Source organism: Actinomadura rugatobispora, assembly GCF_055379765.1.
On record NZ_AP029191.1, the window covers coordinates 4,801,428 to 4,813,757 of the forward strand.

12 protein-coding genes are annotated in these 12,330 nt (G+C 69.7%); 9 read left to right on the forward strand and 3 right to left on the reverse strand.

Going from position 1 to position 12,330, the window contains the following annotated elements; all coding sequences use genetic code 11:
• Positions 1-19: 19 nt before the first annotated feature.
• Positions 20-307 (reverse strand): hypothetical protein, encoded by a 288-nt coding sequence (locus ACZ466_RS21240; protein ID WP_378284494.1) that lies wholly within the window; start codon positions 305-307, stop codon positions 20-22.
• A gap of 456 nt (positions 308-763) precedes the next feature.
• Here ACZ466_RS21240 and ACZ466_RS21245 point away from each other — a divergent pair, with 456 nt between their 5' ends.
• The 6 genes from ACZ466_RS21245 to ACZ466_RS21270 are packed head-to-tail and all read left to right on the forward strand — an operon-like array spanning position 764 to position 8,055.
• Positions 764-1,219: a pyridoxamine 5'-phosphate oxidase family protein gene (locus ACZ466_RS21245; protein WP_378284493.1), complete on the forward strand. Its 456-nt coding sequence runs from the start codon at positions 764-766 to the stop codon at positions 1,217-1,219.
• The gene (locus ACZ466_RS21250; protein WP_378284492.1) at positions 1,212-3,470 is read left to right on the forward strand and encodes a YcaO-like family protein; all 2,259 of its coding nucleotides are present in this window, start codon (positions 1,212-1,214) and stop codon (positions 3,468-3,470) included. Before ACZ466_RS21245 ends, ACZ466_RS21250 begins: the two co-directional genes overlap by 8 nt.
• Positions 3,463-5,511, forward strand: coding sequence for a xanthine dehydrogenase family protein molybdopterin-binding subunit (locus ACZ466_RS21255; protein WP_378284491.1), 2,049 nt, complete (start codon positions 3,463-3,465; stop codon positions 5,509-5,511). The genes ACZ466_RS21250 and ACZ466_RS21255 overlap by 8 nt, the downstream gene beginning before the upstream one ends.
• Positions 5,508-6,323 (forward strand): FAD binding domain-containing protein, encoded by an 816-nt coding sequence (locus tag ACZ466_RS21260; protein WP_378284490.1) that lies wholly within the window; start codon positions 5,508-5,510, stop codon positions 6,321-6,323. The genes ACZ466_RS21255 and ACZ466_RS21260 overlap by 4 nt, the downstream gene beginning before the upstream one ends.
• Positions 6,320-6,805: a (2Fe-2S)-binding protein gene (locus ACZ466_RS21265; protein WP_378284488.1), complete on the forward strand. Its 486-nt coding sequence runs from the start codon at positions 6,320-6,322 to the stop codon at positions 6,803-6,805. Before ACZ466_RS21260 ends, ACZ466_RS21265 begins: the two co-directional genes overlap by 4 nt.
• Positions 6,793-8,055 (forward strand): MFS transporter, encoded by a 1,263-nt coding sequence (locus tag ACZ466_RS21270; protein ID WP_378284487.1) that lies wholly within the window; start codon positions 6,793-6,795, stop codon positions 8,053-8,055. Before ACZ466_RS21265 ends, ACZ466_RS21270 begins: the two co-directional genes overlap by 13 nt.
• Here ACZ466_RS21270 and ACZ466_RS21275 read toward each other — a convergent pair.
• Together ACZ466_RS21275 and ACZ466_RS21280 are read right to left on the reverse strand one after the other, a co-directional pair.
• Positions 8,052-8,663 (reverse strand): AraC family transcriptional regulator, encoded by a 612-nt coding sequence (locus tag ACZ466_RS21275; protein WP_378284486.1) that lies wholly within the window; start codon positions 8,661-8,663, stop codon positions 8,052-8,054. The two genes, ACZ466_RS21270 and ACZ466_RS21275, sit on opposite strands and share 4 nt — an antisense overlap.
• Before the next feature lie 213 nt (positions 8,664-8,876).
• Positions 8,877-10,253, reverse strand: coding sequence for an IS1380 family transposase (locus ACZ466_RS21280; protein ID WP_378293550.1), 1,377 nt, complete (start codon positions 10,251-10,253; stop codon positions 8,877-8,879).
• 898 nt (positions 10,254-11,151) lie between these two features.
• Here ACZ466_RS21280 and ACZ466_RS21285 point away from each other — a divergent pair.
• The 3 genes from ACZ466_RS21285 (at position 11,152) to ACZ466_RS21295 (ending at position 12,232) form a co-directional block, all read left to right on the forward strand.
• Entirely contained in the window at positions 11,152-11,454 is a 303-nt protein-coding gene (locus ACZ466_RS21285) for a hypothetical protein (RefSeq protein WP_378280454.1), read from the forward strand.
• A 131-nt stretch (positions 11,455-11,585) separates the two neighbouring features.
• Positions 11,586-12,005 (forward strand): hypothetical protein, encoded by a 420-nt coding sequence (locus ACZ466_RS21290; RefSeq protein WP_378280455.1) that lies wholly within the window; start codon positions 11,586-11,588, stop codon positions 12,003-12,005.
• 2 nt (positions 12,006-12,007) lie between these two features.
• Positions 12,008-12,232, forward strand: a complete 225-nt coding sequence (locus ACZ466_RS21295; RefSeq protein WP_378280457.1) for a helix-turn-helix transcriptional regulator — start codon at positions 12,008-12,010, stop codon at positions 12,230-12,232.
• The last annotated feature ends 98 nt before the right edge of the window (positions 12,233-12,330 follow it).

The window sequence follows — 12,330 nt, forward strand, 5'->3', positions numbered from 1 at the left end:
GGTGATCCGGCTGCGGACTTCACGGTCCCGGAGGGAAGACGCCCTGGCCTGGAGTGAGGATTCCGTCGGGGTCGTAGCGTTCACGGGCCGTCTTGAAGGCGGCCCATGCGGGGCCGTAGTGGGCGCGCCACTCCTCAGCCGTGGTCGGTATGGAGCCGACCGGGTACTGGTAACCCCCGACGGCTTGGGCGCGCAGGTAGAGGGAACGGTTGGCCTCCACCATGTCCTGCGGGTTCTCGGCTCCGGGTGAGGCGGTTCTGAGCAGCGTGAAGAGGAAGACCGTCTCCTCGTCGGGCAGGCGCAGCAAAGGCAGGCGCAGGCGGCTGTTACGGCAGCGTGATCCGGGATCACATGGAGTTGTCGGACGGTCGCCAAGAGGCGGATTCCCTGGATATGGCGTCGGGTGCACTGCCGATCAACCAACAGTGCACTCCTGGTCAATGATCTTGTCGAGTTCCTGGGGCAGAGTTGTCGATGTAGGCCATGAAGCCCGCTGATATATCGCAAGAAATCACGGGTGGCGTGGCGGCCGCTCGCGGCCATGACTCGAGGAAGAGAAAGGAGGCGATCATGTTCGAGGACATCGAGAAGAAGGACAGTGAGCGCGAGATCCTGGCGCCCGGCCACCACAGCGCGACGTTCAAGTCGTTCGTGTGGGACGAGTCCCAGGACGACGACGAGTAATGCGCTCGTTCTGAACAAGTTCCGGTTCCCGGGCCGCGAGCGTGGCCCGGGGGCCGGAGCCCCGGATGAACGGAATCGAATGGCCACGTGGGCGGAGTTCGCCGAACAGGAGCCGGACATCGCGGAGCTGGGCTCCCGCATGCTGCGCAAGTATGGAATCGCCTATCTCGGAACGGTGCGCCGGGACGGCGGTCCTCGCGTCCACCCCGTCTGTCCGGTGATCATTGATGGCCGCGTCTATATCGGCGTTATTCCCTCTTCTTCCAAGAGGGGTGACCTGGAGCGTGACGGACGGTTCGTGCTGCACGCGCTGCCTGGGCCGAAGGACGCCGAGCTCAGCCTGAACGGCCATGTTCGGCGGCTGCCATCGGACGAGGCCGCGGCGCTCGCCGACGTCTCGGACGGCAACGTGCGCGTGCCGGCCGACAGCGTTCTCTACGAGCTGGTCATCGACCGAGTGCTTTGGATCACTTACGACCATGAAACCAGCGAGCGTCCCGTCGCCAGCATATTCGTATGGACCGGCGATGACTGAGGTTCCGAGCCAGACCCGCGGCCCCCGACTGGTGCGTGCGGAGGTTTTCGGCCACCCCGGCGGAGGCGTCGTCATTTTCACGCCCAAGGGCACTTCGTATCGGGTGAAGGCGTCCGCTGAGGATGTGATCGCTCTGCTCGAAGGTTGTGACGGACAGCGGCCTGTGCATTCTCTCCCGTCCGCCGCCGCGTTCGGTGCCGATCTTCACCCCATGCTGGCTGCGCTCTGCGAGAGCGGGGTCCTTTCAATGTCGCCGCCCGTGCGGGATGAACAGGACCGAGTGCGTTTCGCGACGCCCGAGATGAATGGCGGCATGGCGCCACTGCCCGAATTGGTCGTGGTGGGCGAAGGAGAATGTGCCGCCATGGTCTCGGCGGCGGACTCCCTGGTTCGGTCGGCGGGGTTCGGGTCTGTGCGCAGTCTCGCCGCACCGGCAGAAATCGCGACCGTGGAGAGTGACGACACGGTCCTGCTGGCGCTGTCCGACCATCTTGATCGCGCGTTTCTGCGGGACGTCGACCGGCGTTGCCGACAGCGGAGTCTGCGGTGGTCGCATTTCCATTTCGAGCGTGAGCGCGGCTGGTTCGGCCCCCATGTCGATCCGGAGAATGGTCCCGACGCCGAGGACCTGCTCGCCCGCCGCGCAGCGGCGGCCGCGGACCCGCATGTCCTGGCGGCGCTGGACGGCCCGCCGCTGATCGGCGACCGCTATCTCCCACCGGTCGGGGAGCTGTTCTGGATGCTCGGTGCCGTCCTTACCGACCTGGGGCGCTGGGTCGCGGGACTGCCGGCACGCGGCGCGTGGCACGAGGTGGAACTCGACCCTGTCGAACTCGCCGTGTCCGCACACCCGGTGCTGCCCTTGCCGGGATCGTCACCGGCGGCGTCCATCGCCGCCCTGCCCGGCGCCCCTTCGGATCTGCTCGTGGACGAGCGCACGGGCATCATTCGCAGAGTCGTCGACGTGGAGCACCATCCTTCGATTCCCCGCACCTTGACGACGGTGCACGCCAGGACGAGTGATGTGAGCCGCGTGACGCCATGGCGCAACGACCCGGTGGCAGGGGGCAGCACCTTCGGTGACCGGGCGGCCGCCGAGCACGCCGCCGTCGGGGAGGCGGTCGAGCGTTACTGCGGCAACGTGGTTCGGCACGACCTGGTGACCCAGGCCAGCTTCGCGGAACTGCGGGAGCGTGGCGAGAGCGCCGTGGACCCTCGGAAGCTCGTGCTGTTCTCACAGCGCATGTACGAGTCCCCAGGATTTCCGTTCGTTCCTTTCACCGCAGATCGGAAGGTCCACTGGGTACGGGGCCGGTCGCTGACCCATGATGTGCCCGCCTGGCTTCCGGCCAGCATGGTCTATGCCAACTGGCACTCCTTGTCGGTCTCGGAGGGGCCGTTCATCAACCCCGTGTTCTATTCCGGGATCGCGGCGGGGTCCTCGCTGGACTCGGCGCTGGACGCGGCCCTGTATGAGGTCGTGGAGCGGCACGTGACGATGGTCTGGTGGTTGAACGCCCACCCCGTGCCCTCGGTGAGACCGACCCCGGAACTGGAGGCGCTCTGGTCGGACGGGACGGGGGAAAGCCCGATGCGGCATTGGCTGATCCAGCTTCCCAACGAGTTCTCCGTGCCGGTACTGGCCGGTTGCGTGGAGCATGCCGCGGACGGGCTGCTCACCATCGGTTTCGCCGCGCGTCAGGACGCCGCCGAGGCCGGCCGTAAGGCGTGGGCGGAAGCGCTGACTCTCCACGACATCGCGCGCGACTTGGCGCGTCCCCTCGGTGCGTACCGCGCCGCCGCCGAACACGGCATGATCGACGCGTCGAGCCTGAAGCCGGCGCGCGCGGACCGGCGGTATCTCGACGACTACCGTGGCGACTTCCGCGATGTGACCGACCTGATGTGCCAGGTCCAGGTGCATCTCGACCCGCGGGCCCACGATCTGATCCGGCCCTGGATCGACATGCCCGCCGAGACCGACCTGGCCCCTCCCGGGCCCAGCGACCTGCGCGGCGCGGTGGAGGCCCGAGGCTACGAGGTGTTCTACGCCGACATCACCACCGCGGACGTCGCCGCCGCGGGTCTTCGCGTGGTGCGGGTGCTGGTACCGGGGCTGGTGCCGAACTCCCCGGCGGCGTTCCCGTACCTGGGCAACGGCGTGGTGCAGCGCGCCGCGGTCGAGTTGGGCTGGCGATCCGATCCGCTGTCAGAGGACGAACTGAATCTGGTGCCGATGCCACATGCATGACGCCGATGGGTCCTTCTCTGTCGTCGGCCGCGCGGTGCCACGTGTCGACGCTTGGGCAAAGGTGACCGGGAGACATGCCTTCCTCACCGACATGAGTTTCGGCGGCGACGCGTGGATGCGGCTGGTGCGCTCTCCCCATCCCAAGGCGAAACTGACCGGCCTGCTGGTGGACGCCCCGGGCGTCGTCGCGGTTCGCACGGCGGCCGATGTTCCGCGCGTCCGGTTCAACCCCGCTTTGGCGCCGTCAAGTGACCAGTTGCGCGCCGCGGCTGATCGTCCGTTGCTGGCGACGACGGCCCGCCATGTGGGCGACGCGGTCGCGGTGGTCGTCGCGACCAGCGCCGCGCACGCCGAGGACGCGGTCCGCGCCGCCAGCACCGAATGGAACGTCCTTGAGCCGGTCCTGGACATCGACGCCGCACTCCAGCGGGGGGCGGTGATCGGGCGAATGGACTTCGGCGACGACCGCGTGGACGGCGCCCTTGCCGCCTCCGCCGTCGTCGTCGAGGAACGGTTCGAGGTCGCAGGCGCACAGCACGTCTGCCTGGAGACCCATGCCTGCCGGGCGGAACCGGCCGGCGGCGGCGTCCGGATCTGGTCCAACACCCAGTCGCCCGGCGAGCTGCGTTCGCTGGTGGCCGAGATCCTGGGCATGGACGACGACCGCGTGCATGTCCGCAAGGTGGACGAAGGCGGCGGGTTCGGATGCCGCCAGGAACTTTACGAGGAGGCGTTGGCCGCATGGCTCGCGCTGGACCTGAACCGTCCCGTGCGAGTGGTGTACGACCGCGAGGAAGAGTTGCATGCCACCCGTCGGCGTCATGCCCTGAGGGCCCGCGTTCGCCTCGGCCTGGACGACGACGGGGTCATCACCGGGATCGACCTGGACGCGGTCGTCGACTCGGGCGCCTACGCCTCCCACGCGCCGTACGTCGCGAACGCCGTCGCGCTGACCGTGCCGGCCACCTATCCGCATGCCGCGTACCGCTTTTCCGGCAGGGTCGTGCGGACCAACACCCTGCCCGGAGGCGCCTACCGGGGGTACGGCGTGGCACAGGCGAACGTCATTGTCGAAGGCGCGCTCGACCTGGCCGCCCGGCGCATGGGTCTCGACCCCATCGAGGTACGCCGCCGCAACAGCCCTCAACGGCTGCGCCAATGCCTGGACGTGGCGGCTCGCGTGTTCCCCGCGCCCCCGCGCGCGAACGACCGTCCCTCTGGAAACCTCCTGAGGGGGCATGGCGTGGCAGTCGCCGCCAAGGCCACCGTCACCGGGGACGCGTCCGACGTCAGCACGGCCTCGCTCACCCGCACCTCGGACAGGGGAGCCGTCCTGGTCACAGGAACCTGCGACGCCGGCACCGGCTCCTCCACCGTGCTGGCCCAGATTGTGGCCGAGGAGCTGGGCATCTCCGTCGCCGACGTCCAGGTGCTCGAGGGCGACACCGAGCGCGGTCACGTGGACGTGGGAAGCGCGTCTCAGCGGAGCGTCCTTCTCGGGGCGGGCGCGGCCAGGGAGGCGGCCAGGACGGCTCATACCGCGCCAGGTGTCCCCGTCACCTACCGCGCGTCGCCGGTTCCCCCCAGCTACTGCGCCTGTTTCGTCACGGTGCTCGTCGACATGGAGCTCGGCACCGTTCACGTGGAACGGTGCGACGTGGTCACCGACTGCGGACGGGTCCTCAACCCCCTGGGCGCGTTGGGGCAGGTCCATGGAGCCTGCGTCCAGGGGCTCGGGCTGGCGTTGATCGATCTGTGGTCCGCCGACGCGACCGGACGGGGACCGGGCACCGTCCAGGAGCACGGCGTTCCCACAGCGCTGGACGTGCCGGACGTCGGGGCCGTCTTCACCGGTGAGCCGTCAGAGAACGCGCCCTACGGCGGTCTCGGCCTGGGGGAACTGCCCATCGTCCCCGTCCCCGCGGCGGTCCTCAGCGCGGTCGCCGACGCCACAGGCGTGCTGCCCACGACCATACCGCTGCGCCCATCGGCCCTGTGGCAGGCGTTGAGGGACGGCGCCGGCTCGGACGGGCACCAGTGATCGGCCGGTCCGCACCGTCCCGGGTGCACCGCCCCTCCACGCTGGCCGACCTGACGTACGCGCTGCTCAACGACCCCGCCGCCGAAGTCGTCGGCGGGGGCACGCTCGCCCTTCCCCGGTGGGGCGGGCACGGGGCGCCCGAGAGCGTCGTTCATCTGCCTTCCGTGCTCGAACTCCGCCGTCGCTCGCGTGACGCGGGGCACGTGACGCTCGGCGCCTGTGTCACCCTCACCGAGATCGCTCGCGCCCCAGGACTGCCGAACGCGCTGCGGTCCGCGGCGGCCACCATCGGCGGTCCGGCTCTCCGCGCGGCGGCCACGATCGGTGGGAACGTCACAGCGGCCCGGCCAGGCTGCCTGGCAGCGGTGCTGCTCACCCTGGACGCCTCCGCACACGTCATCGGCCGGTACCCGATGACGGCGCCGAGGCACGTTCCCGTCGAAACGGTGCTCGGCGGCGCCGACCTGGTCGTGCTGTCCGTGCGCTGGCAAGGGGCCGTCGGCGATCGGACGGCGTTCGCCAGAACGGCGGTTCGCGCGGCAGGGGGACCGAACACGGCGAGTGTGGCCGTACGTCTCGGCCGCGGACACTGCGGGATCGCCGTCGGCTCCACCGGGAGCGTCCCTCACCGGTTGCCGCACGCGGAGGCCGTGTGGCGCGACCACCATTGTGCCCGCCGCACAGCCGCGGCCGCTGCGGACGAGGCGGTCGTGCTGCCCGGCCGCGCGGCCGGTGAGGACTACCGCCGCGCGGCTGTGAAGGTGCTCACCCGGCGGCTGCTCACCGAACTGGAAGAGGAGGAATCCGCATGACAGGCACGCCTTCGGCCACGGTCAACGGAGTAGCCGTGCCGGTGCCGTCCGACGGCAGGCGACTCGTCCACTGGCTGCGCGAGGATCTGGGCCTCACCGGCACCAAGCATCCCTGCGGCGCCGGGCACTGCGGCGGCTGCTCGGTCCTGGTCGACGGCCATCCGGCACTGGCCTGCACCACGATGGCCGCGACGCTCGGCGATACCGAGATCACCACGATCGAGGGGCTCGCGGCGCGCGGCGACGCGCTGCTGCGGTGCTTCGTCGAGAAGGGCGCCGTCCAGTGCGGCATGTGCACCCCGGGCATGGTGGTCGCCGCCAGGGCGTTCCTGAACGCCACCTACGGCGCGCGCCGCACGACGGCGACCGTCCGGGAGGCCCTCGCCGGTAATGTCTGCCGCTGCACTGGTTACACCCAGATCGTGCGCGCGGTGCTCGCCGCCGGGGCCGACGACCACGCGGAGAACCCGTGCGAGAACTGATCGGTGCCCTGGGCCTGGTCCGCCGGAACCGACGGTTCGCCCGGTTCTGGATCGGGATGATGATCTCCAGGGTGGGCGACGCGTTCACGACGGTCGCCCTGTCCTGGTTGGTGCTCACCACCGCGGGACCGTCCGAGCTCGGGATCACGCTGCTGCTCTTCGGCCTGCCCCGGGTCATCGCCGGCCCGTTCGCGGGGCGGCTCCTGGACCTCTTCCCGGCCCGGCTCCTGCTCTTCTGGGACAACGCGCTGCGGGGGGTACTGATCGCTCTGATCCCGGTGCTCGACCTCCTCGGTGCGATGCACATCGCGCACATCTACGTTATCGCGGCGCTCTGCGCGGTCCTGTCGGTGACGAGCGAGGTCGCCGAAGGCGCTCTGGTGCCCCGCATGGTCGATGACGAGGACCTTGAAGGAGCGAACGCGCTGCTGGGGGCGAACTGGGAGCTCTCCTCGATCCTGGGTCCCCCGGCGGCCGGGCTGCTGATCGCCTGGATCGGCGCCTCCCCTGCCCTGTTCGTGGACGCCCTGAGCTTTGTGGTCATGAGCATGCTGTGCCTGGGGCTGCGGATCGAGGCCCCCACGGCACAGGGATCCGTGCAGGAGCGGCAGGGGCTGCTACGCGGCTGGCTGGGCTTCCTGACCTTGTTCCGTCTGCCCGCCGTGCTCGCGCTGACGATGTCCACCACCGGCTTCCTGTTCCTCGGCGGAATGATCGAAGTGCTCTTCCCCGTCTTCAGCCGCCAGGAGCTCCATGCGGGCTCCGAGACCTATGGACTACTCGTCGGCGCGTCCGGCGTGGGCTCCCTGCTGGGGCTGATGCTGGGCATCGGTTTCCTGCGGGGTTTGCGCCCCGGCTTTCGCGTCGCACTGATCATTTTCGCCGGGGTCCCGCCGTTCGCCCTGCTCGGCCTGGTCTCCCAACCCGGCATCGCGGTCGCCCTCGCGGCGCTGTCCGCCTTCCTGTGGGGACCCTACTTCGTGGTCGAACGAACCATGGTGCAACGCTTGATACCGAACGAGCTGCGGGGCCAGGTGGTCGGGGGACGGATGGCCGTCAGCTCGCTCGGCTACCCCCTCGGCAGCGCGGCCGCAGGTCTGGTGCTGGCCCACACCACCGCGTCGGCCACCGTCCTGGTGATCGCGGTCGCCTACATGGCGCTGTCCCTGGTCCCCCTGTTGGCCGCCCCTCTCCGCCATCGACCAGGGGCAGAGGCACGACCCAAGGTCGCCGTTCCCGACAATTCCTAGCCGCGGCGGCTACGGGACTGGTGGTGACGACGGTATTCGCCGGGTGTGATGCCGAATGCCGCGCGGAAGGCTCGGGTGAACCCCGCGTGGCTTAGGAAGCCGGACTGTGCGCTGATGTCGTGAATGGATACGGAACTCAGTGCGGGGTCGGCCAACGCGTCACATGCCCGTTCCAGACGCCGTCGGCGGATCCAGGCCGAGACCGTGACACCGTCGGGCCTGAAAAGACGGTGCAGGTAGCTGATGGAGATGTGATGCGCGGCGGCGATGGCGCCCGGCGTGAGGTCCGGGTCGTGGAGATGATGATCGATGTAGTCGCGGATGCCCAGAAGCACGGTTCGCGGATGTGTTTCGGGCTCCGGTCCATCCTCGGTTTCGAGGGTGTGGGCCACCAGCGCCGAGGTCAGGCCGGCAAGGATCGCCCCAAGGCGGGGGCCGTCGGTCGAGGTGAAGCCGCCGGCGTCGGTGCAGATCCGGGCCAGGAAACCCGCCAGCAGGGCACCGACGCCATCGCGTGCCGGTATCGGACGTCCGATCACCCGGTCGGCCATGCCCCGTGGGAGCAAAAGCAGATCCTTGGGGATCTCGGCTTCCACTGTCTTGATCATGTCGAGGAGCAGGGAGAGGCAGTACGCATCGGGCTCGGGTCGCCTGAAGCTCCTAGCCTCGATCTTTCACAGCGCCGGTTGGGTCGTGTGGCGGCCTGACCGGTTTGTGTTTTCTGGTGGTGGTCAGGTCGGTGGCCCGGATGTCGCTCCGGGTGGGCGGGGTTCCACGGCCCCTGGTTCTCCTTCCTGGGTTGTGGGGACGGTTGGTGCTGGTCAGCCGGGGTTGGGTAGTGCCGCGAGGCGTGCGAGGGCGTCAGTGATCAGGGTGGTCCAGGGCCAGTGCCGGGCGATGCGCAGGATGCGGCGGCGTCCGGTGGTGACCAGCCGTCCGGCGGTGTGCAGCAGCCGCAGCCGCAGGCGGCGGGGTTCCCAGCGGCGGGCGGGGCCGGTAAGGGCGAGCATCGGCATCCAGGCGAGCAGGTCGAGGGCGAGTTGCACGATCTCCAGCCAGATCTGGTTCTGCGCGGTGTCGTGCAGGGGGAGGTTGCGCAGGCCGGTGGCGCGGGCGGCGCGGACGCGGTCCTCGGCCCGGGCGCGGCGGCGGTGCCGCAGTTCCAGTTCGGCGATCGGCGTGCCGGGCGTGTTGGTGGCGAAGCAGGTCAGGCGCATGCCGTCGGCGTCGGTGAGGCGCAGCTGGGCGCCGGGGTGCGGGCGTTCTTTGCGCACGATCAGCCGCATCCCGGGCGGCCAGCCGGCCAGCACCCGGCCGCTCAGCTCGGCCACCCAGGCGCCGTGGCGGATCCGGCCGTCCGGCTCGAGGGCCGGGGTCCAGGCCGGGTCCGGGATCTGCAGGACGGCGGCGTGGATGGACTCGGTGATGGTCATCCCGACCGAGTAGCCCAGCCACCGGCCCCGCGCGGCCAGCCACTCGACGAACCCGTGGGTGCCGCCGGCGGTGTCGGTGCGGATCAGGGTGCGGCGGCCACGCCGATAACGGGCGGGCAACTGGGCCAGCGCCAGCTTCGCTGCGGTGATGTGATCGGCGGCGGTGTTGGACCCGGCGTTCCCGGGCCGCAGCAGCCCCGCCACCGGCTCCCCCGATCCGCCGGGACCGTGATCGACGAACGCCATCAGCGGGTGGTGGCCGAAGGTCTTCTTCCAGGTCGGGGCGGCGTCCTGCTTGTCGGAATGCGCGATCACCAGCACCCCGTCCACATCCACGATCACCTGCCCGCCGGTGTCCGGGGCGGCGTCACCGGCCAGCGCCCACACCCGTTCACGCACCTGGGCACGAGCCCGGCGCAACGCCCTCAGCGCCCGCTCACCGCCACCGGCCAGGACATCGATCAGACGGGAGAACGTCGGGTCGGAGGCCACCGGCCCGAACAACCCCGGCTCGGCACGCAGCATCGCGACATCGGCCAGGCAGTCACCGCCCAGCGCCACCGCCAGCGCCATATCCATCACGATCTTGCCCGGATCATGCCGGGCTCGCGGCCTGCGCCAAGGCGCCAACGCCGCCGAAAGCGCGCCGTCCAGCCCGCTCTTGCGGACCGTTTCCACCAGCAGCACGGCCCCGGCCTGCGAGACCACCCCGCGACCACAGCCATCGACGCCCACACGCGGGTATGACCCGATACGCTTGCTCACCTGAAAAGTGCCTTCTGGACTGGTACGGACAGGACCTTCGACAAGCCCTATCCTCCCAGCACAGAGGCACTTTTCTTATCTAAACGGTCACTCCCGGCCCATCGCCCGGTGAAAGCCCGAGGCTAGGAGGCCGCAGCGAGATCACCGGCCGGCGGTTCATCGGCCACACGGTCACCGCGCCGAGTTCGAGCGCGCGATACTCCGCTCGGAAATCAGTGTCGTGCTCGCTGCTGAACTCTATGCGGGCGTGCTGGAACCCCTCCTCTGGACATGCGTCAGCGCTCCGGAACCCCGTCTCGGACAATCGGATTCCCTCCCACGGCATTGAACGACCGGAAAACGCAACGGTGTACGTAGCTCGTCACGATGACGATGACAGCCGGGCGTTTATGACGCCCCTGGAGAATTCCAGGGCGGAGTCCGTCCCGGCCGGTCAGAACGGCGATGGTGGTCGTGCAGGTCGAGCCGCTCACGCCCCGGCTGCCGACCGCATCGTGCGAAGTGAGCTCCCGCCGGCCGGGGACATGCGGCCTGTCCCCGGCCGGGCGCAGGCTCTCCCGCGAACTGTCGGTCCCGCGGTCCCAGCGCACGTGATCGTCGTCGGCCCGTAGGGCGCGGACGCTGTCGGCACCGCGAACAAAGACCGGCCCCTGCCCCACCAACGGCGGCGGAACATGCCCCCGAGGTGGGTGAAGCACCTGTGTCCACGGCCCACCGCCGGCAACCATCACGGGCGTCAAAGGCGCGCAGCACCCTGTCGCCGGTGCCGAGGAACAACGGTCTCCGGCGGCGACGGGGAAGGCCCTGCTCGGAAAGGGCGCGTCCATCGGCCCCATCGGCCGCGGGCACGAACAGGCCCAGCCCGCAGTAGCGCATCGCGCCGGCCAGGACCGGGCCGGTGACCGGCTGGTTGAAGGTGAGCTGCGCGTGCACCATCGGCAGCGACTACCTGCTGCACACCCACCACGACCGCCTCCGCGCCAGCCGCCAACGGCAGCCTGGCCGCCCGCTCATGGTGCTCACCGCCCAGACGATCGAGGTCGGCGCCAACATCGAGGTCAACGCGCTGGTCACCGAGTCAGCCCCGTTGCCCGCGCTCATCCAGCGCCTCAGCACCCTCGACACCAGCCCAGCACCGGTGGTCGACGACCCCACCACCGGCGACGACCCGATGTACAGCACCGTCCGCGCGGCCACCTAGGCCGTGGGTCGGATCCGCGCCTCGGCTCGTTGGCGCGTGCGCCTCGGGCGTCCTGGTCAAAAATTGTTGACATCATGTCTGCGCCGTTTTACCTTGGGACATGTCAAAGTTCTTTTACATGGGAGTGGGGCATGTCCTCCGAAGAGAGACGTTCGTGGATCTACGTCGTGGTCGCCGTCGGTGTCGCCGCGGTCTACTTCGTCACCGTCCTGCCGAAGGTGCCGGGCGCGGACGTCGCGCGGATCGCCTATGTGCGGCCGATGCTCATCGCCATCGGTGCCGGGATCGGCCTGGGCATCGTCGCCGGCATCGCAGCCGCCATCGCCTCGCCGAAAGAGGCCGGCCGGGCCGACGAGCGCGACCGGCAGATCCACCGGCTGGGCGAGTACGTCGGGTTCTACGTCATGAGCATCGCCGCGATCGTCCCGCTCGCCCTGGCCATGGCGGAGGCCGCCCACTTCTGGATCGCCAACGCGCTGTACCTGGCGTTCGTCCTGGCCGCACTCGCCTCGTCGATCACGAAGATCGTCCTGTACCGCCGGGGCCTCTAGCCATGGTCAAACCCACGAAGGTCACGAACTCGATCAGGGCGCTGCGGTTCGCGAACGGCGAGATGACCCAGGCGGAGCTGGCCGACCGCGTCGGGGTGACCCGGCAGACCGTCATCGCCATCGAGCAGGGCCGCTACTCGCCATCGCTGGAGGTGGCCTTCAAGATCGCCCGGGTGTTCGACGTGCCGCTCGACGACGTCTTCGGTTACCCCGACACCGACACCTGACCCATCTCCGAGTGCTGGCCACCGCCTCGTGGCCCCCCACCTCATCCGAGAGGACCACCTCCCATGACCAATCCGGTCGCCACCGCACGAGCACCCCG

Coding starts and splice junctions, on each gene's coding strand:
- ACZ466_RS21245 (WP_378284493.1), top strand. CDS start 764: ATGGCCACGTGGGCGGAGTTCGCCGAACAGGAGCCGGACATCGCGGAG.
- ACZ466_RS21250 (WP_378284492.1), top strand. CDS start 1,212: ATGACTGAGGTTCCGAGCCAGACCCGCGGCCCCCGACTGGTGCGTGCG.
- ACZ466_RS21255 (WP_378284491.1), top strand. CDS start 3,463: ATGCATGACGCCGATGGGTCCTTCTCTGTCGTCGGCCGCGCGGTGCCA.
- ACZ466_RS21265 (WP_378284488.1), top strand. CDS start 6,320: ATGACAGGCACGCCTTCGGCCACGGTCAACGGAGTAGCCGTGCCGGTG.
- ACZ466_RS21275 (WP_378284486.1), bottom strand. CDS start 8,663: ATGATCAAGACAGTGGAAGCCGAGATCCCCAAGGATCTGCTTTTGCTC.
- ACZ466_RS21290 (WP_378280455.1), top strand. CDS start 11,586: ATGTCCTCCGAAGAGAGACGTTCGTGGATCTACGTCGTGGTCGCCGTC.
- ACZ466_RS21295 (WP_378280457.1), top strand. CDS start 12,008: ATGGTCAAACCCACGAAGGTCACGAACTCGATCAGGGCGCTGCGGTTC.